This is a genomic window from Leclercia sp. 1548 (assembly GCF_050435045.1).
Lineage (GTDB): Bacteria > Pseudomonadota > Gammaproteobacteria > Enterobacterales > Enterobacteriaceae > Enterobacter > Enterobacter adecarboxylatus.
The window spans coordinates 327,364-348,631 of the sequence record NZ_JBNDJP010000004.1; the positions used below are offsets into that span (position 1 = coordinate 327,364).

The 21,268-nt window shown below is 56.3% G+C and carries 21 protein-coding genes and 1 other RNA gene; 7 read left to right on the forward strand and 15 right to left on the reverse strand.

The annotated features are described in order from the left end of the window. Positions 1-6: 6 nt before the first annotated feature. From recJ to xerD, 3 genes are read right to left on the reverse strand one after another with little or no spacing between them, the layout of a single operon-like run. Positions 7-1,740 carry a single-stranded-DNA-specific exonuclease RecJ gene (gene recJ, locus ABIE02_RS14170; protein WP_130588241.1) on the reverse strand — a complete coding sequence of 578 codons (1,734 nt, stop codon included), beginning with the start codon at positions 1,738-1,740 and terminating at the stop codon, positions 7-9. Positions 1,741-1,745: 5 nt separating this feature from the next. Further along, on the reverse strand, positions 1,746-2,459 hold the full coding sequence (dsbC, locus tag ABIE02_RS14175; RefSeq protein WP_032613852.1) for a bifunctional protein-disulfide isomerase/oxidoreductase DsbC: 714 nt from the start codon (positions 2,457-2,459) through the stop codon (positions 1,746-1,748). A 25-nt stretch (positions 2,460-2,484) separates the two neighbouring features. Next, positions 2,485-3,381: a site-specific tyrosine recombinase XerD gene (gene xerD / locus ABIE02_RS14180; RefSeq protein WP_032613854.1), complete on the reverse strand. Its 897-nt coding sequence runs from the start codon at positions 3,379-3,381 to the stop codon at positions 2,485-2,487. Between the two features lie 101 nt (positions 3,382-3,482). On the opposite strand from xerD, the gene fldB reads away from it, so the two are divergent. Continuing rightward, the gene (gene fldB, locus ABIE02_RS14185; protein ID WP_164541027.1) at positions 3,483-4,004 is read left to right on the forward strand and encodes a flavodoxin FldB; all 522 of its coding nucleotides are present in this window, start codon (positions 3,483-3,485) and stop codon (positions 4,002-4,004) included. Between the two features lie 4 nt (positions 4,005-4,008). Here fldB and ABIE02_RS14190 read toward each other — a convergent pair whose 3' ends face one another. Together ABIE02_RS14190 and sdhE are read right to left on the reverse strand one after the other, a co-directional pair. Continuing rightward, positions 4,009-4,422: a protein YgfX gene (locus tag ABIE02_RS14190; RefSeq protein WP_032613858.1), complete on the reverse strand. Its 414-nt coding sequence runs from the start codon at positions 4,420-4,422 to the stop codon at positions 4,009-4,011. After that, complete coding sequence (gene sdhE / locus ABIE02_RS14195; RefSeq protein ID WP_032613860.1) at positions 4,403-4,669, reverse strand: FAD assembly factor SdhE; 267 nt, start codon at positions 4,667-4,669, stop codon at positions 4,403-4,405. The genes ABIE02_RS14190 and sdhE overlap by 20 nt, the downstream gene beginning before the upstream one ends. A 304-nt stretch (positions 4,670-4,973) precedes the next feature. On the opposite strand from sdhE, the gene ygfZ reads away from it, so the two are divergent. Continuing rightward, a complete protein-coding gene (gene ygfZ / locus ABIE02_RS14200; protein WP_032613862.1) occupies positions 4,974-5,954 on the forward strand; it encodes a tRNA-modifying protein YgfZ in 981 nt (326 codons plus the stop codon). A 129-nt stretch (positions 5,955-6,083) separates the two neighbouring features. On the opposite strand, the gene trhA is transcribed toward ygfZ, so the two are convergent. Next, positions 6,084-6,743: a PAQR family membrane homeostasis protein TrhA gene (gene trhA / locus ABIE02_RS14205; RefSeq protein WP_032613865.1), complete on the reverse strand. Its 660-nt coding sequence runs from the start codon at positions 6,741-6,743 to the stop codon at positions 6,084-6,086. 165 nt (positions 6,744-6,908) lie between these two features. After that, positions 6,909-7,220 (reverse strand): N(4)-acetylcytidine aminohydrolase, encoded by a 312-nt coding sequence (gene yqfB / locus ABIE02_RS14210; RefSeq protein ID WP_032613867.1) that lies wholly within the window; start codon positions 7,218-7,220, stop codon positions 6,909-6,911. 52 nt (positions 7,221-7,272) lie between these two features. Between yqfB and ABIE02_RS14215 the strand changes: the two genes are divergently transcribed. Together ABIE02_RS14215 and ABIE02_RS14220 are read left to right on the forward strand one after the other, a co-directional pair. Continuing rightward, on the forward strand, positions 7,273-8,004 hold the full coding sequence (locus ABIE02_RS14215) for a MurR/RpiR family transcriptional regulator (RefSeq protein WP_032613869.1): 732 nt from the start codon (positions 7,273-7,275) through the stop codon (positions 8,002-8,004). A gap of 112 nt (positions 8,005-8,116) precedes the next feature. Next, positions 8,117-9,550, forward strand: coding sequence for a 6-phospho-beta-glucosidase (locus ABIE02_RS14220; protein ID WP_059307240.1), 1,434 nt, complete (start codon positions 8,117-8,119; stop codon positions 9,548-9,550). 69 nt (positions 9,551-9,619) lie between these two features. Here ABIE02_RS14220 and ABIE02_RS14225 read toward each other — a convergent pair whose 3' ends face one another. From ABIE02_RS14225 to ABIE02_RS14260, 8 genes are all read right to left on the reverse strand, one after another. After that, positions 9,620-10,363 carry an SDR family oxidoreductase gene (locus ABIE02_RS14225; protein WP_032613873.1) on the reverse strand — a complete coding sequence of 248 codons (744 nt, stop codon included), beginning with the start codon at positions 10,361-10,363 and terminating at the stop codon, positions 9,620-9,622. A gap of 82 nt (positions 10,364-10,445) precedes the next feature. Continuing rightward, entirely contained in the window at positions 10,446-13,319 is a 2,874-nt protein-coding gene (gcvP, locus tag ABIE02_RS14230) for an aminomethyl-transferring glycine dehydrogenase (RefSeq protein WP_077227206.1), read from the reverse strand. A gap of 125 nt (positions 13,320-13,444) precedes the next feature. Further along, positions 13,445-13,834, reverse strand: coding sequence for a glycine cleavage system protein GcvH (gcvH, locus tag ABIE02_RS14235; RefSeq protein WP_032613877.1), 390 nt, complete (start codon positions 13,832-13,834; stop codon positions 13,445-13,447). A gap of 23 nt (positions 13,835-13,857) precedes the next feature. Continuing rightward, complete coding sequence (gene gcvT / locus ABIE02_RS14240) at positions 13,858-14,952, reverse strand: glycine cleavage system aminomethyltransferase GcvT (RefSeq protein WP_032613879.1); 1,095 nt, start codon at positions 14,950-14,952, stop codon at positions 13,858-13,860. A 606-nt stretch (positions 14,953-15,558) separates the two neighbouring features. Further along, positions 15,559-16,761: an FAD-dependent 2-octaprenylphenol hydroxylase gene (gene ubiI, locus ABIE02_RS14245; protein ID WP_059307237.1), complete on the reverse strand. Its 1,203-nt coding sequence runs from the start codon at positions 16,759-16,761 to the stop codon at positions 15,559-15,561. A gap of 12 nt (positions 16,762-16,773) precedes the next feature. After that, entirely contained in the window at positions 16,774-17,952 is a 1,179-nt protein-coding gene (ubiH, locus tag ABIE02_RS14250) for a 2-octaprenyl-6-methoxyphenyl hydroxylase (protein WP_336995092.1), read from the reverse strand. Beyond that, a complete protein-coding gene (gene pepP, locus ABIE02_RS14255; protein WP_103792609.1) occupies positions 17,949-19,262 on the reverse strand; it encodes a Xaa-Pro aminopeptidase in 1,314 nt (437 codons plus the stop codon). Before pepP ends, ubiH begins: the two co-directional genes overlap by 4 nt. A 21-nt stretch (positions 19,263-19,283) precedes the next feature. Then, a complete protein-coding gene (locus ABIE02_RS14260; RefSeq protein WP_059307235.1) occupies positions 19,284-19,862 on the reverse strand; it encodes a YecA family protein in 579 nt (192 codons plus the stop codon). A gap of 166 nt (positions 19,863-20,028) precedes the next feature. On the opposite strand from ABIE02_RS14260, the gene zapA reads away from it, so the two are divergent. The 3 genes from zapA to ABIE02_RS14275 all read left to right on the forward strand — a co-directional run bounded on the left by zapA (position 20,029) and on the right by ABIE02_RS14275 (position 21,205). Beyond that, the gene (zapA, locus tag ABIE02_RS14265) at positions 20,029-20,358 is read left to right on the forward strand and encodes a cell division protein ZapA (RefSeq protein ID WP_032613890.1); all 330 of its coding nucleotides are present in this window, start codon (positions 20,029-20,031) and stop codon (positions 20,356-20,358) included. A 41-nt stretch (positions 20,359-20,399) separates the two neighbouring features. Then, a non-coding RNA gene (gene ssrS, locus ABIE02_RS14270) (6S RNA) lies at positions 20,400-20,583 on the forward strand. Positions 20,584-20,608: 25 nt separating this feature from the next. Further along, positions 20,609-21,205, forward strand: a complete 597-nt coding sequence (locus tag ABIE02_RS14275) for a 5-formyltetrahydrofolate cyclo-ligase (RefSeq protein WP_032613892.1) — start codon at positions 20,609-20,611, stop codon at positions 21,203-21,205. Positions 21,206-21,268: the final 63 nt, after the last annotated feature.

The window sequence follows — 21,268 nt, forward strand, 5'->3', positions numbered from 1 at the left end:
GTGATGCTAAAGTGGCCAGATATGGTCGATGATGATTTGCAGCGTGCGGTTGCCGCGAAACTCGTTGATATCCAGTTTGTAGGCCAGTTCGACTTCGCGCACGCCGTTGTCCGGCCAGATGGTGGTATCGACGTTAAAGGCGATACCGTCCAGCAGCGGGCCGCCGCCTACCGGTTCTACCATCACTTTCAGGTGGCGTTCACCCACCAGCCGCTGTTGCAGCAGACGGAAGCGGCCATCGAACAGCGGCTCCGGGAACATCTGCCCCCACGGACCGGCATCGCGCAGCATCTGTGCCACTTCCATGGTCATTTCGGCTGGCGTTAACGGGCCGTCGGAGACCACTTCGCCCTGCAACAGGGCCGGATCCAGCCAGTCGGTGACCAGCTCGCTGAACAGGCGCTGGAACTGATCGAACTTCGCCTCCTCCAGTGACAGACCCGCCGCCATCGCGTGACCGCCAAATTTGATCATCAGCCCCGGATGTAGCGTGTCCAGCCGCTCCAGCGCATCGCGCATATGCAGCCCCTGAATGGATCGGCCCGATCCTTTCAGCGTGCCGTCGCCTGCGGGAGCAAAGGCAATCACCGGGCGGTGAAAACGCTCTTTGATACGCGAGGCCAAAATCCCGACCACGCCCTGATGCCACTCAGGATGATACATCGCCAGCCCGCCGGGCAGCGTTTCGCCGCTGCGCTCCAGCTTTTCGCACAGGGTCAGCGCTTCGGCCTGCATTCCCTGCTCGATCTCTTTACGGGTCTGGTTCAGCGCGTCCAGTTCGTTGGCCAGCACGCGCGCTTCCGCGATGTTATCGCACAACAACAGCGCCACTCCGACTGACATATCATCCAGACGCCCGGCGGCGTTAAGACGCGGGCCAAGGGCAAAACCTAAGTCGCTGGCCGCCAGCCGCTGTTGATCCCGGTTGGAGATCTCCAGCAGCGCCTTAATGCCCGGACGGCATTTGCCCGCCCGAATGCGGTTTAAACCCTGCCAGGTGAGAATGCGGTTATTGGCATCCAGCGGCACGACGTCCGCCACAGTGCCCAGCGCCACCAGATCGAGGAATTCCGCCAGATTCGGCGGCGCAATGCCCTGCGCCTCGAACCAGCCTTTATCCCGCAGCTTCGTGCGCAGCGCCAGCATCAGGTAAAACGCCACCCCCACGCCTGCCAGGGATTTCGACGGGAAGGCGCAGTCTCGCAGGTTAGGGTTGATGATCGCTTCCGCCGCCGGCAGCGTGTCGCCGGGCAGATGGTGATCGGTGACCAGCACCGGGATCCCCAGCGAGTGTGCACGATCGACACCGTTGTGGGATGAGATCCCATTGTCGACCGTCAGGATCATTTGAGCGCCACGGGCATGCGCTTGATCAACCACTTCAGGACTGAGGCCATAGCCATCCTCAAAGCGGTTCGGCACCAGGTAAGAGACGTTATCGCACCCCATCGCTCGCAGGCTGAGCACGCTCAGCGCGGTACTGGTGGCACCATCGGCGTCGAAATCCCCCACCACGATGATGCGCGTCCCTTCGCGAAAGGCGTTATACAGCAGCTCCGTGGCCGTATCGACGCCACTCAGTTGCTGCCAGGGCAACATGCCTTTTACGCTTCGCTCAAGGTCGTCTGCCGTTTGCACGCCACGGCTGGCATACAGTCGACGCAACAGGGGCGACAGATCCGCGGGTAACGCGGCGCTGTCGTTCACTTCACGACGACGGAGTTGTATCGAAGATTTCACGCGAATTATTTACCGCCAAACTGTTTCTGGTGCTCGTCGAGGAAGGCTTTCATCTCTTTCGGCCCCTGGTAACCTGGCACCACGTAACCGTTGCTGAGTACGATAGCTGGCGTACCGGTCACGCCAAACTGCACGCCCAGCGCGTAGTGGTTGGCAATGTCGATATCGCAGGAGGCTGGCTGAATGCCTTTGCCGCTCATGGCATCATCAAAGGCTTTGTTGCGATCTTTCGCACACCAGATGGCCTTCATGTCCTGCTCAGGCTGGCTCTGCACGCCCGCACGCGGGAAAGCGAGGTAACGCACGGTGATCCCCAGCGCGTTGTAGTCTTTCATCTCTTCGTGCAGCTTGTGGCAGTAGCCGCAGGTGATGTCGGTAAACACGGTGATGACATGTTTTTCCTGCGCCGCTTTGTAGACAATCATCTCTTTTTCCAGCGCGTTCAGGTTTTTCATCAGCATCTGGTTCGTCACGTTAACCGGCTGGGCGCCGCTTACGTCATACAGCGGCCCTTGCAGAAAATGTTTACCGTCTTCGGTAACGTACAACACACCGCCGCTGGTCATCACGGTTTTCATCCCAGGAATTGGCGCAGGCTGAATATCGCTGCTGGTGACGCCAAGCTTCGCCAGAGATTGTTTGATGGCTGCATCGTCTGCATGCGCCAGGCCGGATAATGAGGCTGCCAGCAGAGAGAACAGCACTAAAGTCTTTTTCATATTGATTCCTGTTACACGTCACCACTCACGCGCGTGGGTGATGCTGTTGGTGGAGCTGTCGCAGGCGTTCCGTGGCGACATGCGTGTAGATTTGCGTCGTTGAAAGGTCACTGTGCCCAAGCAGCATCTGGACCACGCGCAGGTCGGCGCCATGGTTCAGAAGATGGGTCGCAAAAGCGTGACGCAGAACGTGCGGCGAAAGTTTTTCACTGTCGATACCCGCCAGTGTGGCGTAATGTTTGATGCGATGCCAGAAGGTTTGGCGCGTCATTTGTTGCGCACGCTGGCTCGGAAACAGCACATCGATGGAGACACCGTTAAGCAACCACGGACGCCCATGCTGAAGATAGTTCTCCAGCCAGTAAACCGCCTCTTCCCCCAGCGGCACCAGACGTTCTTTGTTGCCTTTACCGATCACCCGTACCACGCCCTGACGCAGGCTGATATCGCTCATCGTCAGCCCAACCAGTTCAGAGACACGCAGTCCCGTCGCGTACAACACTTCAAGCATCGCTTTATCGCGTAACTCCAGCGGTTGGTCAACCACCGGCGCCTGTAATAATCTCTCAACTTGTGCTTCGCTGAGATCCTTCGGCAGACGCTGCGGCAGTTTTGGCGACGCCAGTACGGCGCTGGGATCGTCGGGACGTAATTTCTCACGATACAGATGCTGAAACAGACGCCGCATGGCGCTTAGCAGTCGCGCGGAACTGGTAGCTTTATAGCCTCCCTCCATACGCTCGGCAAGCAGCGCCTGCAGATCGTCGCTTTGGGCCGTCGCAAGAGAGAGTTGATGGTGATGCAACCAGGCCACCAGCATGCCCAGATCGCGTCGGTAGGCGCTGAGGGTATTTTCGGCAAGATTCTTCTCAAGCCACAGCGCATCGAGAAACTGCTCGATGAGTGCGAGATCCTTTTCCACGTCAGCCTCTTTCGTTCTGCAATGGGTGCATTATGCCTGAATGCGGGTTGTTTCTGGTACACTACACGCAAAGTCATAGCAAGTATTGAGACATTTTAGCGATGAATATTGGTCTGTTTTATGGTTCCAGCACCTGCTACACCGAGATGGCGGCAGAGAAAATTCGCGACATTATCGGTCCGGAACTGATCACCCTCCATAATCTCAAAGACGACGCCCCGACGATGATGGAACAGTACGACGTACTGATTCTGGGCATCCCAACCTGGGATTTTGGTGAACTGCAGGAAGACTGGGAAGCCATCTGGGATCAGCTTGATTCCCTGAAGCTGGAAGGCAAAATTATCGCGCTGTACGGCATGGGCGACCAGTTAGGCTACGGCGAGTGGTTCCTTGATGCGCTGGGGATGCTGCACGATAAGCTGGCGCCGAAAGGCGTGACCTTCATCGGTTACTGGCCGACCGAGGGCTATGAGTTTACCAGTAAGAAACCGATCATTGCCGACGGCCAGCTGTTTGTCGGGCTGGCCCTTGATGAGACGAATCAATACGATCTGAGCGAAGAGCGCCTGCAGAGCTGGTGCGAGCAGATCCTTGGCGAAATGGCGGAGCAGTTCAGCTAATCCCCTACCGCCCGTGCGTCGGTTGCTGCGAAAGCATCCGGCGCAGATCCCGCCACTCCCCTTCATCCATGCTGTCTGCCGACAACCACAAATGCTGGTAGCGTTTCCCGTCGCCCTTGCGTAAGCGGAGCATCATGCCGGAATTGAGCATCCACGGCGTACCGATAATCTCCCACTCGCTACCCTGCCACTGCAGGCGGGAATCCATGAACAGCTTGATTTCGCCCTGACGGGAATTGATGCGCCGTTGGCTGCGTACGCTGTCAAACACCACCAGCGACAGTAAAATTAACCATAACGGGGTGTAGCTTAGCGGCCATGGTATCAACAGGATGCAAGCCGCAACCAGGCCGTGGAGCAAAAGAGACATCCACTGGGCGCGCCACGAGACGCGTAAATCAGATTGCCACAGGACCACGTTCCCGATTCCGTGTTTGAATTAAAAGCACCATCCGTTGCAGTTCGGCGTCGGCGGGTTCGCCGTGATTCATTAACCAGTTAAATAAATCAGGATCGTCGTTCTCCAGCAGGCGGATAAACAGCTTTTTATCCTCATCGCTCAGGGTGTCGTATTCGTATTCGAAGAACGGCATGATGGAGATATCGAGTTCGCGCATACCGCGACGGCATGCCCAATGAATGCGGGCTTTGTTAGTAATGTCCATGTGTATTTTCCTGCATAACGTTGAGTTCAGGCAGTGTTCCGTTCGTATCGGCTGAGAAAGAGAGTCCACCGGGAAGAAACGGCTCTTAGTGTAACGTGTTTTTTGCTGTTTCATTACTGGAATATTATGTTCCTGGCGCACTCTTCCAGAAAAAACCACAACAAATACGGGTATTCATCCGTTTTGCGTAGCGTTATGCAGAATGGCGCAAGGGCACGAATAGCCTGTTGAAACCGCTTGCAATGGCTACAGTCTCTTTTACCATTAGGCATCAACAAAGCGTTATGCAATTCAGGACCTCACTATGGCATTTACACCGTTTTCTCCGCGCCAGCCTGTCGCCTCTGCGCGTCTGCCGCTGACGCTTATGACTCTTGATGACTGGGCGCTGGCAACCGTTGTCGGCGTGGACAGCGAAAAGTACCTGCAGGGCCAGGTGACCGCTGATGTCAGTCAAATGACCGAACACCAACATCTGCTGGCCGCGCACTGCGATCCGAAAGGCAAGATGTGGAGCAACCTGCGCATTTTCCGCCGTCAGGACGGCTTTGCCCTGATCGAGCGCCGCAGCCTGCGTGACGCGCAGCTTACCGAGCTGAAAAAGTATGCGGTGTTCTCCAAGGTCACCATCGCTGCCGATGACGAACTGGTGCTGCTGGGCGTGGCCGGATTCCAGGCGCGCGCAGCCTTGAAAAACCTGTTCAGCGACCTTCCTGATGCTGACAACCAGGTCACTCACGACGGTGTTACTTCGCTGCTGTGGTTTGAACACCCGGCGGAACGCTTCCTGCTGGTGACCGATGTCGCCACCGCAGAGCGCGTAACCCAGGCCCTGCGTGGCGAAGCACAGCTGAATAATAGCCAGCAGTGGCTGTCACTGAACATTGAAGCGGGCATTCCAGTTATCGATGCCGCCAACAGCGGGCAGTTTATTCCGCAGGCCACTAACCTGCAGGCGCTCGGTGGGATCAGCTTTAAAAAAGGCTGTTACACCGGCCAGGAGATGGTGGCTCGCGCGAAGTTCCGCGGCGCCAACAAACGTGCGCTGTGGTACCTGGCGGGCCAGGCCAGCCGCGTACCGGAAGCCGGCGAAGATCTGGAGCTGAAAATGGGTGACAACTGGCGCCGTACCGGCACCGTGCTTGCCGCCGTTCAGCTTGATGATGGCCGTCTGCTTGTACAGGCCGTCATGAACAATGATATGGAGCCAGACAGCGTTTTCCGCGTGCGTGAAGATGTCAATACCCTGAGCATTGAGCCGCTGCCATATTCCCTGGAAGAGTGATGTTGTGAGTACCGGGTGGCAAAGGTAAAAGCAAAACGGTAACCCCAGGGTTACCGTTTTTAATGTTTGCGCCGCTATCCGCAGGAGAGGGTTGGCGTGAGGACATCAGGCCGCACCCAACAATCTTAATTAAACCTGTCCAACGTACAGATAAATCGCCAGGAAGTGACACACGCTGCCGCCCAGCACAAACCCGTGCCAGATCGCGTGGTTATAGGGTATGCGCTTACAGACGTAAAAAATTACCCCCAGCGAATAGACAATTCCGCCCACCGCCAGCAGCGTCACCCCACCCGCCGCGAGTTTTACCGCCAGCTCATAGATGACAATCAGCGACAGCCAGCCCATGGTCAGATAGGTCACCAGCGACAGCACCTTGAAACGGTGCGCGATGGTCAGCTTAAACAGGATCCCCAGTAGCGCCAGGCTCCAGATAACAATCATTAATCCGCGCGCCAGCGGTGAATCCAACCCCACCAGCAAAAACGGTGTGTAAGTCCCGGCAATCAGCAGATAGATGGCGCAGTGGTCGAATTTTTTCAGCCAGATCTTGGCCCGCTGATACGGAATGGCATGATAAAGAGTGGACGCCAGGAACAGCAGAATCATGCTTCCGCCATACAGGCTATAACTGGTGATCGCCAGCGCGCTGGCGTTCGTGTCGACGGCCTGAACCAGGAGTAATACCAGCCCGACGATGCCAAACACCAGACCTACCCCGTGACTAATACTGTTGGCTATTTCCTCAGCCAGCGAATATCCCTGTGTGGTTAATGGTTTGCTAACCATAGATAACTCCGGGAAAACATAAGTGAATACTGCATCGCTGACTATGCTAACTGAGAATGATTCCAGTGAACACCTGTTAGCTAAAATAAATATCCTCCAGATATTTATTTAATTTAATCATATAGTTGAATGATATTTTCAGCTAACAGATGTTCACGATAAACATTAAACGCATTTAAAATCAATAACATAAAACTGACGCTGATTCGGGTAGATCTCTGCGATCACCCGCTTAAGTTCACCGAGGGTCATGTTTTCCTGCTGGGCATGTTTTTCGGTCAGCGTGTCCAGCGTCACGGTTGAAGTGCCTGTTACCTCAATGGTGCAAAAGTAGCCGTCATCTTCATAACGCCCCACCCGCAAAACATCGCCCGCTTTGAAGTGCGCCTCGCTCTCATCACGGATGGTGATGGTCTTACGTCCGGCCAGAATGTCATCCTGAAAGCGCTGAAAAAAAGTAATGTCGTTTGGCTGCATGTTATTATTCCCTGAAGATGAAGTCTGATGAGTGAGTTTAGCCACTGTGAGCATGTTCTCCCATTCCGCCATTGCCAGTCTCAATAATCTGGAGATGATGGTCTACAACACCGTCATTAAAAACCGTGACCAGGTGATGTACATGACCATTCGCGAACTGGCTGATGCGGCGGGGGTTTCCACCACCACCGTGCTGCGTTTTTGCCGCAAGCTGAAATGCGATGGCTATTCTGAATTCCGTGTCCGTTTTAAATTATATCTTGAACAAAACGAACCGCAGCAGGCCAATTTTGGTGCCAGTGAGATTATCAGTTTTTTCAAAAGCGTAAACAACGACGAGTTTGATACGCTTTTAAATAACGCCGTAGATATTATTTTATCCTCGGAGCGTATTATATTTGTCGGCGCAGGTACATCAGGCTCGCTGGCAAAATATGGTGCACGTTTCTTTTCCAATATTGGTAAATTCAGCAACCATATCGACGATCCTTATTTCCCGGTGACCAACGATATGGCGAAAAACGCCCTGGCGATTGTGCTCTCCGTCTCTGGCGAAACCGAAGAGATCCTGCGCTTCGCCAGCCAGTTCAGCCTGCATCACTGCAAGGTGCTCTCCATCACCAGCCACGAACATTCACGGCTGGCAAAACTGGCAGACTTTAATCTCTCGTGGCATGTGCCGCAAACGCGTATCGCGGGCGTCTATGATATTACCACGCAAATCCCGGTGATTTATATTCTTGAATCTCTGGGGCGCAAACTGGCGAAGAAATTAACGGAATAAAACACCCTGTTTTTTTGCCGTAACAAATCACAATGTCTGCAAATTGTTATATCGTGACTTTTTATTCCCCTTTGTTAGACTCCAAATAAGACAATAAATGAGATTAGCAAAGATGAAAAAACTCACCTTACCAAAAGATTTTTTATGGGGCGGCGCAGTGGCGGCGCACCAGGTAGAGGGCGGCTGGAACAAGGGCGGTAAAGGCCCGAGCATTTGTGACGTGCTGACCGGCGGCGCTCACGGCGTGCCGCGTGAAATCACCCAGGAAGTGGTTGAGGGTAAATACTACCCGAACCATGAAGCCATCGACTTCCACGGCCACTATAAAGAAGACATCAAGCTGTTTGCCGAGATGGGCTTCAAATGCTTCCGTACCTCCATCGCCTGGACCCGTATCTTCCCGAAAGGTGATGAAACCCAGCCGAACGAAGAGGGGCTGAAATTCTACGACGACATGTTCGATGAGCTGCTGAAGTACAACATCGAGCCGGTGATCACCCTCTCCCACTTCGAAATGCCGCTGCATCTGGTGCAGGAGTACGGCGGCTGGACCAACCGTAAGGTGGTCGATTTCTTCGTTAATTTCGCTGAAGTGGTGTTTGAGCGCTACAAGAGCAAGGTCAAATACTGGATGACCTTCAACGAGATCAACAACCAGCGTAACTGGCGCGCCCCGCTGTTCGGCTACTGCTGCTCCGGCGTGGTCTATACCGAGCATCAAAACCCGGAAGAGACCATGTACCAGGTGCTGCATCACCAGTTCGTGGCCAGCGCCCTGGCGGTAAAAGCCGCGCGTCGCATCAACCCGGAAATGAAAGTCGGCTGCATGCTGGCAATGGTGGCGCTCTATCCGTTCTCCTGCAAACCTGAAGACGTGATGTTCGCCCAGGAGTCAATGCGTGAGCGCTATGTCTTTACCGACGTACAACTGCGTGGTTACTACCCATCCTACGTGCTGAACGAATGGGCGCGTCGCGGTTTCACCATCAATATGGAAGCGGGCGATGAGCAGATCCTGCGTGAAGGCACCTGTGATTATCTGGGCTTCAGCTACTACATGACCAACGCGGTGAAAGCGGAAGGCGGTACGGGCGATGCGATCTCCGGCTTCGAAGGCAGCGTTCCGAACCCGCACGTCAAAGCTTCTGACTGGGGCTGGCAGATTGACCCGGTGGGCCTGCGCTACGCCCTGTGCGAGCTGTATGAACGTTACCAGAAGCCGCTGTTTATCGTCGAAAACGGATTTGGCGCGTATGACAAAGTGGAAGAGGACGGCAGCATCAACGATGACTATCGTATCGACTACCTGCGTGCCCACGTGGAAGAGATGATCAAAGCGGTGACGTATGATGGCGTGGATCTGATGGGCTACACCCCGTGGGGCTGCATCGACTGCGTGTCCTTCACCACCGGTCAGTACAGCAAACGCTACGGCTTTATCTACGTGAACAAGCACGACGACGGTACGGGCGATATGTCTCGTTCCCGTAAGAAGAGCTTCGAATGGTATAAAGGCGTGATTGCCAGCAACGGCGAGACATTGTAATTTTTTGCCCGGTGGCGCTGCGCTTACCGGGCCTACGATTGATCCCCTCTCCCCTTTGGGGTGAGAGGGTTATTTCCCGCCCGCTAACTCAATAAAACTGCCCGTCACGTACGACGCCTTCTCGCTCAACAGCCAGACAATCGCCTGCGCCACCTCTTCAGGTTGGCCGCCGCGCTGCATCGGCAGCATCGACTTCACCCGATCCACACGGCCCGGCTCACCCCCAGAAGCATGAATTTCCGTGTAGATCAGCCCAGGACGAACACAGTTAACCCGAATGCCCTGCGCGGCTACTTCCAGCGCTAACCCGGTAGTGAGAGAATCCACAGCACCTTTCGATGCCGCGTAATCGACATATTCCCCCGGCGCACCAAGCCGCGAGGCGGCAGACGAGACATTCACAATCGCCCCGCCCTTTCCGCCATGTTTCAGCGCCATGCGTTTTACCGCTTCACGACAGCAGAGGAAATACCCGGTCACGTTGGTGCCGAGCACCCGGTTGATACGCTCGGCAGAAAGATTTTCGATAGTGCTCTGCTCGAACAGGATCCCGGCGTTGTTAACCAGCGCCGTGAGGGGTTCGCCTTCACGATCGAGGCTGTCGAACATTGCCATGACCTGCGCTTCGTCACTGATGTCGGCGCGCAAGGCAAAGGCCTTGCCGCCCTCTTCCACAATCTGTGCGATGACGTCGGTTGCAGCTTTGATGTTGTGGTGATAATTCACCGCCACGGTGTAGCCTTCCCTCGCCAGTTGCAGCGCAGTTGCTTTGCCAATTCCGCGGCTGGCACCGGTTACAAGTGCAATTGCCATTACACACCTCCAGAAAGAAAAAAAGCCGGGTGGCGGCTTCGCCTTACCCGGCCTACATCAATACCTTACTCTAGCTGAGCGATTACTGATATTCGCTCATAGGTACGCAGGAGCAGAACAGGTTGCGGTCGCCATAGACGTCATCAAGACGTTTCACGGTTGGCCAGTATTTGTTCGCTACGCCTGCCGGGAAGACCGCCAGCTCGCGGCTGTAAGCGTGGTTCCACTCTGCCACCATTTCGTGCTGCGTGTGTGGCGCATTGACCAGCGGGTTATCTTCCAGCGTCCATTCGCCGTCCAGCACGCGATCGATCTCCATGCGGATCGCCAGCATTGCATCAATAAAGCGGTCCAGCTCGGCTTTGCTCTCAGACTCGGTTGGCTCCACCATCAGCGTACCTGCAACCGGGAACGACATGGTTGGCGCGTGGAAGCCGTAGTCGATGAGGCGCTTGGCGATATCCAGTTCGCTAATGCCACTCTGCTCTTTCAGCGGGCGAATATCGAGAATACATTCGTGCGCCACGCGGCCATCGCGACCAGTGTAGAGCACCGGGAAGGCAGATTTCAGGCGAGTCGCGATGTAGTTAGCATTCAGGATCGCCACCTGGCTTGCCTGCTTCAGCCCTTCTGCGCCCATCATGCGGATGTACATCCAGCTGATTGGCAGAATAGAGGCGCTACCAAACGGAGCCGCGGAAACCGCGCCCTGACGGGTGAGCATGCCTTCGATCTGCACGACGCTGTGACCCGGTACGAACGGTGCCAGGTGCGCTTTGACGCCAATCGGCCCCATGCCCGGGCCGCCACCGCCGTGCGGAATGCAGAAGGTTTTGTGCAGGTTCAGGTGAGATACGTCTGCGCCGATAAAGCCTGGTGTGGTGATCCCCACCTGGGCGTTCATGTTGGCACCATCGAGGTAAACCTGGCCGCCATGCTGGTGCACAATTTCGCACACTTCGCGGATAGTCTCTTCGTACACCCCGTGGGTAGACGGATAGGTCACCATGATGCAGGAGAGTTTATCGCTGGTCTGTTCTGCTTTAGCGCGCAGGTCGGCCAGATCGATGTTGCCGTTTTTATCACAGGCCACGACCACCACTTCCATCCCTGCCATCTGTGCAGAAGCCGGGTTGGTGCCGTGGGCAGAGCTTGGGATCAGGCAGATATCACGATGGCCTTCGTTGCGGCTCTCGTGGTAGTGACGGATCGCCAGCAGACCCGCGTATTCACCCTGTGCGCCTGAGTTCGGCTGCATGCAGAGCGCATCGTAACCGGTCAGTTTCACCAGCCAGTCGGAGAGCTGGTTGATCATCTGATGATAGCCTTCCGCCTGATCTGCCGGGCAGAACGGGTGCAGCTCAGCAAACTCCGGCCAGGTGATCGGAATCATCTCGGCGGCGGCGTTGAGCTTCATGGTGCAGGAGCCCAGCGGGATCATCGCCTGGTTCAGCGCCAGATCCTTGCGCTCCAGAGAGTGCATATAGCGCATCATCTCGGTTTCGCTGTGGTAGCGGTTGAATACCGGATGGGCCAGGATCGCGTCGTCGCGCAGCATGGTCTCCTGGATTGAGCGGCTGTCATGCGCCACCTCTTTGTCCAGGGTATCAATGTTCAGACCGTGGTCATCACCCAGCAGGACGTTGAACAGCACCTGAACATCTTCACGGGTGGTGGTCTCATCCAGCGTGATGCTGACGGCATTCAGAATGTCGCTACGCAGGTTAATCTCTGCTGCCTCAGCGCGTGCCAGCACCGCCGCTTTGTCGGCCACTTCGACACACAAGGTATCGAAGAAGTGCGCGTGGCGCAGTTTTTGTCCTTTCTGCTGCAGACCGCAGGCCAGGATATCGGCCAGACGGTGAATACGGCTGGCGATACGTTTCAGGCCAACCGGGCCGTGGAAGACGGCGTACAGGCTGGCGATGTTAGCCAGCAGCACCTGTGAGGTACAGATGTTGGAGTTCGCCTTCTCACGACGAATATGCTGCTCGCGCGTCTGCATCGCCATGCGCAGGGCGGTGTTACCTGCGGCATCTTTCGACACACCGATAATACGGCCTGGCATGGAGCGTTTGAATTCATCTTTAGCGGCGAAGAAGGCCGCGTGTGGACCGCCGTAGCCCATCGGTACGCCGAAGCGCTGTGCGGAGCCGAAGACAATGTCTGCGCCTTGTTTGCCCGGGGCAGTTAACAGCACCAGCGCCATAAAATCAGCCGCCACGCTGACGACAACTTTGCGCGCTTTCAGCTCGGCAATCAGAGTCGTGTAATCGTGAACTTCACCGGTAGTGCCCACCTGCTGCAACAGCACGCCAAACACATCCTGGTGATCCAGCACTTTCTCTGCGTCATCCACAATCACTTCAAAACCAAAGGTTTCGGCACGCGTACGTACCACGTCGAGGGTTTGTGGGTGAATATCGGCGGCAACGAAGAAGCGGTTCGCCCCCTTCAGTTTGCTGACGCGTTTTGCCATCGCCATTGCTTCGGCGGCGGCGGTGGCTTCATCCAGCAGCGAGGCGGAGGCGATGTCCAGACCGGTCAGATCCAGCGTCACCTGCTGGAAGTTCAACAGTGCTTCCAGACGGCCCTGCGACACTTCCGGCTGATACGGGGTGTACGCGGTGTACCAGCCCGGGTTTTCCAGCATGTTGCGCAGAATAACCGGCGGCAACTGCACGTTGGTGTAGCCCATGCCAATGTAAGACTTAAAGCGCTTGTTCAGGCCGGCAATGGCCTTCAGTTCTGCCAGCGCGGCAAATTCAGTCGTGGCTTCACCCACCTGCGGTGGGGTGGCGAGCTGAATATCCTTTGGCACGATCTGCGAAATCAGTGCGTTTAACGAATCCGCGCCAACCGTCTTCAGCATCTCCTGCTGTTGCTGAGCATCCGGCCCAATGTGACGTTCAATGAAGGCGCCACGGTTTTCAAGCTGGCTTAAAGTCTGTGTCATGAGCGATGGTTCCTGAAACGTGCAGTGAATGTGTTTTCTCCCTCTCCCTAAGGGAGAGGGCTGGGGTGAAGGTGTCGTCTGTTCCCTTCACCCTACCCTCTCCCCACAGGGGAGAGGGAAAAGGCTTATTCGTCTTCCAGTAATGCTTCGTACGCGGTCGCATCCAGCAGCGCGGCAACCTGCGCTTCGTCGCTGGCTTTGATCTTAAAGATCCAGCCGCCTTCATACGGTTCGCTGTTAACCAGTTCCGGGGAGTCGCTCAGCGCGTCGTTTACCGCAACGATTTCACCGCTCACCGGGGCATAGATATCAGAAGCGGCTTTTACCGACTCGGCCACTGCGCAGTCATCGCCCGCGCTTACGGTCGCGCCAACGTCGGGCAGATCTACAAACACCATGTCACCCAACAGCTCCTGGGCGTGTTCGGTGATGCCCACGGTATAAGTACCGTCGGCTTCTTTGCGCAGCCACTCGTGTTCTTTGCTGTATTTCAGTTCTGCTGGCACATTGCTCATTGAATTTCTCCTGATAAAAATGATTAGGCGACCGGCTTACCGGCGCGAACAAAAATCGGTTTGGTCACGCGGACCGGCATTTCGCGGTTGCGGATCTGCACCACGGCAGTCTCGCCAATACCCGCCGGCACACGTGCCAGAGCAATACTGTAACCCAGCGTCGGTGAGAAGGTGCCGCTGGTGATAATGCCTTCGCAGTGGTTGCCATTGGCATCGGTGAAACGCACCGGCAGCTCGCCGCGCAGCACGCCTTTCTCGGTCATCACCAGGCCAACAAGCTGTTCGGTGCCCTTCTCACGCTGCTGCTCCAGCACCTCACGACCGATAAAGTCGCGATCGGCCGGTTCCCACGCGATGGTCCAGCCCATATTGGCCGCCAGCGGGGAGACGCCTTCGTCCATCTCCTGGCCGTACAAATTCATGCCCGCTTCCAGACGCAGCGTGTCGCGCGCGCCCAGACCGGCTGGCTTAACGCCCGCTTCCACCAGGGCACGCCAGAAGTCGGCCGCTTTTTCGTTCGGCATCGCAATTTCATAGCCCGCTTCACCGGTGTAACCGGTGGTAGCCACAAACAGATCGCCCGTCTGCACGCCAAAGAACGGCTTCATGCCGTCGGTGGCCTGGCGCTGTTCATCGCTGAACAGTGACGCGGCTTTCGCCTGCGCGTTCGGCCCTTGCACCGCAATCAGCGACAGGTCATCACGCACGGTGATGTCGATGGCATAAGGTTCAGCGTGTTGGGTGATCCAGGCGAGGTCTTTTTCACGGGTGGCAGAGTTAACAACGAGGCGGAAGAAATCATCGGAGAGGTAATAGACGATCAGGTCGTCAATCACGCCGCCGGAGGCATTCAGCATGCCGGAATAGAGCGCTTTGCCCGGCTTCGTGAGCTTCGCCACGTCGTTCGCCAGCAGATAACGCAGAAAATCCCGGGTGCGGCTGCCGTGCAGATCGACAATGGTCATATGCGAGACGTCGAACATACCGGCATCGGTGCGCACCGCATGATGCTCATCAATCTGCGAACCGTAATGCAGCGGCATCATCCAGCCATGGAAATCGACCATGCGAGCACCGCATAAGGTGTGTTGTTCGTACAAAGGCGTCTGTTGAGCCATCTTATCCTCGTTGAATGAGCAGGGCTGTCATGCGTTTTATGCTGAAAAATTCACCATAAAACCCGGCATCGGCATCACTCCCGGACACCGACGCAAACGTTCTCTTTTACCTGAACTTACCACTGAAAACGGTGGTTAACCATAAGGAAAAACGGGCCATCACATTAGCTTATGGTCAAAAATGCCAACAAAGCGTACAGAGTTATTCACTACAAAAATGCGAAACATTCCGCACAAACGCAAAGCCGGGAAGATGGGATTCAGCACAGGGTGATATTTAGTGCGGAAAAATGCGCGAAATTTCCGCAACATAAAAATCGAGAGATTAGATTATCTAATGCGAAAAAGTCGGTGAAATTAGATTATTTCAAACGAAGGAATTCTCCCGGCCCACAGGCCGGGAGAATAAAGTGTGACGGGGGTCAAATAGACAACGTCATTCAGATTGCAGCACAAAAACCATTACAACGTTTTTGAACAACGCTGGCACGGGCCTTAAAGGGGCGAGGCCGGGTAACGTGGCAAGCCTCAGCATCCCCAGACGCTCACTCTGGTCAGTAAGCAGACGCAGCCAACGCAGAGGCAACCTGAAGGATGCAGTATGTTTTAGCGCAGCCAGTCCGGTAGATCGTTAAGACCCATCGCCTGACGCAGGAGCTGTGGTTTAACACCCGGGAGGGTATCAGCCAGCTTCAGGCCGAGGTCGCGCAGCAGTTTTTTCGCCGGGTTGGCACCCGCAAACAGCTCACGGAAGCCCTGCATGCCAGCCAGCATCATGGCCGCACTGTGTTTACGGCTGCGCTCGTACCGGCGCAGATAAAGATGCTGGCCGATATCCTTGCCGTCACGCTGTAAGCGGCGAAGTTCGCTCACCAGCTCGGCAGCATCCATAAAGCCCAGGTTTACTCCCTGTCCGGCCAGCGGATGAATGGTGTGTGCCGCGTCACCCACCAGCGCCAGACGATGCGCCGCGAACTGGCGCGCATAGCGACCGGTTAACGGGAACACCTGCCGCTCGCTTTCGACGGCGCAAAGTCCCAGTCGGTTATCGAAGGCCATGCACAGCGCCTGATTGAACTCGTCGGCTGATGCCTCCTGCATCTGCTGCGCCTTCTCGGGTGAAAGCGACCAGACGATCGAGCAAAGGTGCGGATCGCTGAGAGGCAGGAAAGCGAGAATGCCATCATTGTGGAAAATCTGCCGGGCCACGGCCTGATGCGGCTCCACGGTGCGAATGGTAGCCACCAGCGCATGGTGGCGGTAGTCCCAGTACGTCAGCGGAATGTCGGCTTTGTTACGCAGCCAGGAGTTTGCCCCGTCGGCCCCCACCACCAGGCGAGCAGTCAGCATATCGCCACTTTGCAGGGTAATGAACGCATCGTTTTCGCCCCAGGCGACCTGCTGTAGCTGCGCGGGGGCAATCAGCGTAACGTCGCTGCACTGCTGCGCTTTCTGCCACAATGCATGGTGAATTACGGCGTTTTCGATGATATGGCCGAGATGGCTGTAGCCCATGCTTTCATCATCAAAAGCGATATGCCCGAAGCTGTCTTTATCCCACACTTCCATGCCGTGATAACGGCTGGCGCGCTGGGCAATAATGTCTGACCAGACGCCGATCCGCGTCAGCAGCTTTTCACTGGCGGCGTTGATCGCCGAAACACGGAGTTCAGGCGGCGCATCAGAAGCGACTGGCTGAGGCTGTTTCTGCTCCAGCACCGCCACGCGCAGACCGCTGCCCTGCAAACCACAGGCCAGCGCCAGTCCTACCATTCCGCCACCGACAATGGCAACATCAACATTCTGCACTTTGTTTACTCCTTAGCGAGCGACCCAACCGAGAGTCCTCTGCGCCAGCACATCGCGTGCCGGAATGAATAATTCCATCGCCATCAACCCCAGGTTACGCCCGACAACCAGCGGTGCCCAGCGATTGGCAAACAGATGTACCAGCCCGTCGGTCACGCCGATGGTCGCCTCTTTATCTGCCTGACGTCGTTTCTGATACTGGCACAGCACCGGATATGCTCCGCAATCCTGCTGTTGGTCAAATGCCTGCGCCAGCGTTTCGGCAAGGGTCATTACATCGCGCAGTCCGAGGTTAAAGCCCTGTCCGGCGATAGGGTGTAACGTCTGCGCCGCATTGCCTACCAGCGCGACGCGATGGGAGACAGACTGCGATGCCGTGGTTAATGCCAGCGGATAGGCCGAACGCTTCCCGGCCTGGGTGATACGCCCCAGCCGCCAGCCAAAGGCTTTTTGCAGTTCGGCGCAGAAGCGTTCGTCAGACCAGCCCTGCACTTCATCCGCTTTTTCCAGCGGATGGCACCAGACCAGCGAGCTGCGCCCCTGCGACATAGGCAGCATGGCCAGCGGGCCATGCTGGGTAAAACGTTCAAAGGCGCGGCCACGGTGCGGCTCGGCGGTGGCCACGTTAGCAATCAACGCCAGTTGATGGTACGGCTGTTGCTGCCACTGAATTCCGCACTGCTCGCCGAGCGCCGAACGGGAGCCATCGGCCGCCACCAGCAGTTGGCCATCGAGCGTAGTGCCGTCATTCAGCGTGACGCTGACCGACGTTTCGCTGCGGGTAAAGTGCTCGACACGTGCCGGGCAATGTAGCGTTACGCCTGGAGCATCCTGCAACAGACGGAACAGGCGCAGCCCCACGTCGTGCAGCTCGACCACCTGCCCCAGCGCATCAATGCGATAATCCTGCGCTTCCAGGGTGACAAACCCGGCGTGGCCCCGGTCGCTGACATGAACGGTTTCGATAGCAGTGGCGCAATCGGCAATCGCCTGCCAGATGCCACTGCGGGCCAGCTGCTGGCAGGTCCCTTGCGCCAGGGCGATGGCACGGCCATCAAACCCCGGATGGCCGGTCGATTGTGGTGCCACGGCTTCCACCAGATGGACCGGAAGCTTACCCTGGGTCAGCGTGGAGAGGGTCAGCGCCAGCGTTGCTCCCGTCATGCCTCCGCCAACAATGATGATGCTCATGAGCGTGCCGCCGCCATCAGGGCTTCAATCTCGTCGGCGTTTTTCACCACGGAGGCCGTCAGGTTTTCGTTACCGGTTTCGGTGATCACAATGTCATCTTCAATACGAATGCCGATACCGCGATACTGGGCGGGCACATCGGCATCCGGGGCAATATACAGACCCGGTTCAACGGTCAGCACCATTCCCGGCTCCAGCACGCGCGAACGTTCCGGGCCATACACGCCCACGTCATGCACGTCCAGCCCCAGCCAGTGGCTCAGGCCATGCATAAAGAAGGGACGGTGAGCATTGTCAGCAATCAGCAGATCGACGTCGCCGTTAAGAATACCCAGCTCCACCAGCCCGCTAACCATAATCCGCACCACTTCCCCGGTGACATCCTGAATGGAAGTGCCGGGACGAAACAGCATCAGCGCGGTGTCCAGCGAGTGCAGCACGATGTCGTAGATTTCGCGCTGGGCCGGGGTAAACTTGCCGTTCACCGGGAAGGTGCGGGTGATATCACCGGCATAGCCTTTAAATTCGCATCCGGCATCAATCAGCACCAGATCGCCATCCCGCAGTTCAGACTCGTTTTCGGTGTAATGCAGAATGCAGCCATTTTCACCGCCGCCAACGATGGTGTTGTACGCCGGATAGCGCGCGCCGTGGCGCGTAAACTCATGGTGAATTTCGCCTTCCAGCTGATATTCGAACATCCCCGGACGGCACTTTTGCATCGCCCGGGTATGGGCCAGAGCGCTAATCTCCCCCGCTTTACGCATGACATCCAGCTCTTCGTCTGACTTAAACAGGCGCAGCTCGTGGACGGCAGGACGCCAGTCGGTGAGGGTTGCGGGAGCCTTCAGGTTTTGCCGGGAACCTTTACGCAGCTTATCCAGCGCGGCAAAGACAATCTCGTCGGCATAAGCGTATTCACCCTGCGCGTGGTAGACCGTGTCCAGGCCATTGAGCAACTGGTAAAGCTGCTCGTTGATTTCGCTGAACGCCAGGGCGCGATCGACGCCCAGCTTTTCCGGCGCGGCCTGCTGGCCCAGACGGCGACCAAACCAGATCTCGGCGGTGAGATCCCGGACGCGGTTAAACAGCACGCTGTGGTTGTGGGTATCGTGACTTTTAATCAGCACCAGCACCGACTCCGGCTCGTTAAAGCCGGTGAAGTACCAGAAATCACTGCTCTGGCGGTAAGGATATTCGCTATCGTTGCTGCGTGTGGCTTCCGGTGCGGCAAAAATCAACGCGGCGCTGCCCGGCTGCATCGTAGCCAGCAGCGCCTGACGGCGGCGAAGATACTCTTGCTGAGTCATGACACCCTCCAGTAGTTTTTATTAGTGTAAGGTTGGTTTACGCACTTCCGGCGCAGTGGGCTGTGTGCGCGTAAAGGTATCGTGGCAGAGCAGAGACGCAACGCGCACGTACTCGATGATCTCTTCGAGGGACATCTCCAGCTCTTCCTGATCTTCGTCTTCATCGTAGCCCAGTTGAGCGATGTTACGCAGATCGTCGATCGCTTCTCCCGCTTCGCCCGTCACTTTCTCGAGCTTAGGCTGCGTCACACCCAATCCTAACAGATAGTGGTTGACCCAACCGGCCAGCGCATCGGCGCGGTCGAATACGCTGACGCCGTCTCCATCAGGCAGATAAAGCTGAAAAAGGAAACCGTCATCTTCGAGCGCATCGCTGGTTGCGCCATGCATATTGCGCAACGCCTGGGCAAGATCGTGGCCGAACGCCAGACCCTCGTTCGTCAGGTCGTGAACCAGCGGCAGCCATGAGCTGTCGTTGTTTCCACCACACAGCATCCCGCTGATCAGACCGTGCATTTCAGCCGGCGTTAACCCCACGCCTTGCTGGTTCAGTAACTGGCTAACGTCGTTGTAACCAGGCATTTCGTTCTGTATAGACATGGCATTCGTCATCAATGGGAGGAATATTCATGATATGCTACCACTTTGGACCCTGGTGAACCAGAATAGGGCTTGTATCTACGCACCAGGGTAGCTATAGTGTCGCCCCTTCGCAGCCCCCGGAAGCGGATGTGAAGGCAGCGCAGTCAAACAGCAGGAAGGTGGCATGTCTGCACAACCCGTCGATATCCAAATTTTTGGCCGTTCGCTGCGAGTGAATTGTCCGCCTGAACAAAGGGATGCTTTGAATCAGGCTGCGGATGATTTGAATCAGCGGTTGCAAGATTTAAAAGAACGCACTAGAGTCACAAATACTGAGCAACTGGTCTTCATCGCCGCGTTGAACATCAGTTATGAACTGGCTCAGGAAAAAGCGAAGACTCGCGATTACGCGGCGAGCATGGAACAACGCATTAAAATGCTCCAGCAGACCATTGAACAGGCATTGCTTGATCAGGGTCGCATTACAGACAGACCGGGGCAAAACTTTGAATAACACTTCGTGGTCTACTATGGTAGAGTGACCCTGAAGGAAAAATTTCTCTGAGATGTTCGCATGCGGGCCAGTCCCCTGAGCCGATATTTCATACCACAAGAATGTGGCGCTCCATGGTTGGTGAGCATGCTCGGTTCGTCCGAGAAGCCTTAAAATCATGACGACACATTCACCTTGAACCAAGGGTTCAAGGGTTACAGCCTGCGGCGGCATCTCGGAGATTCCCTCACCTTTCTACCCAGCGACTACCATGACGCAACTTCCTGAAGTTCCTGCCTCACGTCAACACATTCGTCAGTTAATTCGTCAGCATCGCAGAGCCTTAACGCCTGAACAGCAAGCCCATTTTGCGCAACAAGCCGCGGCCCGCATGATGGCGTATCCGCCCGTCGTAATGGCGCACACCGTCGCCCTGTTTCTCTCTTTTGATGGCGAACTCGACACCCAACCGCTGATCGATGAACTCTGGCGCACCGGAAAAAAAGTTTACCTGCCGGTACTGCACCCTTTCAGTCCGGGAAATCTGCTGTTTCTGCACTACCATCCTCATAGCGAACTGGTGGTGAATCGTCTGAAAATCACCGAACCGAAACTGGACGTGCGCGACGTGTTGCCGCTTGAGCAACTGGATGTGCTGGTAACGCCGCTGGTGGCTTTTGATAAAAGCGGTCAGCGTTTAGGTATGGGCGGAGGATTTTACGATCGCACGTTGCAGAATTGGCAGCAGCATGGCCTGCAACCGGTGGGCTACGCACATGATTGCCAGGGCGTTGAAAAGTTGCCGGTGGAAAAATGGGATATTCCGCTGCCAGCGGTGGTGACACCGTCGAAGATCTGGCAGTGGTGAAAAAAGCCGGGTGGCGACTCCGCCTTACCCGGCCTGTAAGACCCGCAGGCCCGGCAAGCGAAG

Coding starts and splice junctions, on each gene's coding strand:
- dsbC (WP_032613852.1), bottom strand. CDS start 2,459: ATGAAAAAGACTTTAGTGCTGTTCTCTCTGCTGGCAGCCTCATTATCC.
- fldB (WP_164541027.1), top strand. CDS start 3,483: ATGAATATTGGTCTGTTTTATGGTTCCAGCACCTGCTACACCGAGATG.
- sdhE (WP_032613860.1), bottom strand. CDS start 4,669: ATGGACATTACTAACAAAGCCCGCATTCATTGGGCATGCCGTCGCGGT.
- ygfZ (WP_032613862.1), top strand. CDS start 4,974: ATGGCATTTACACCGTTTTCTCCGCGCCAGCCTGTCGCCTCTGCGCGT.
- trhA (WP_032613865.1), bottom strand. CDS start 6,743: ATGGTTAGCAAACCATTAACCACACAGGGATATTCGCTGGCTGAGGAA.
- yqfB (WP_032613867.1), bottom strand. CDS start 7,220: ATGCAGCCAAACGACATTACTTTTTTTCAGCGCTTTCAGGATGACATT.
- ABIE02_RS14215 (WP_032613869.1), top strand. CDS start 7,273: ATGTTCTCCCATTCCGCCATTGCCAGTCTCAATAATCTGGAGATGATG.
- ABIE02_RS14220 (WP_059307240.1), top strand. CDS start 8,117: ATGAAAAAACTCACCTTACCAAAAGATTTTTTATGGGGCGGCGCAGTG.
- ABIE02_RS14225 (WP_032613873.1), bottom strand. CDS start 10,363: ATGGCAATTGCACTTGTAACCGGTGCCAGCCGCGGAATTGGCAAAGCA.
- gcvP (WP_077227206.1), bottom strand. CDS start 13,319: ATGACACAGACTTTAAGCCAGCTTGAAAACCGTGGCGCCTTCATTGAA.
- gcvH (WP_032613877.1), bottom strand. CDS start 13,834: ATGAGCAATGTGCCAGCAGAACTGAAATACAGCAAAGAACACGAGTGG.
- gcvT (WP_032613879.1), bottom strand. CDS start 14,952: ATGGCTCAACAGACGCCTTTGTACGAACAACACACCTTATGCGGTGCT.
- ubiH (WP_336995092.1), bottom strand. CDS start 17,952: ATGAGCATCATCATTGTTGGCGGAGGCATGACGGGAGCAACGCTGGCG.
- pepP (WP_103792609.1), bottom strand. CDS start 19,262: ATGACTCAGCAAGAGTATCTTCGCCGCCGTCAGGCGCTGCTGGCTACG.
- ABIE02_RS14260 (WP_059307235.1), bottom strand. CDS start 19,862: ATGTCTATACAGAACGAAATGCCTGGTTACAACGACGTTAGCCAGTTA.
- zapA (WP_032613890.1), top strand. CDS start 20,029: ATGTCTGCACAACCCGTCGATATCCAAATTTTTGGCCGTTCGCTGCGA.
- ABIE02_RS14275 (WP_032613892.1), top strand. CDS start 20,609: ATGACGCAACTTCCTGAAGTTCCTGCCTCACGTCAACACATTCGTCAG.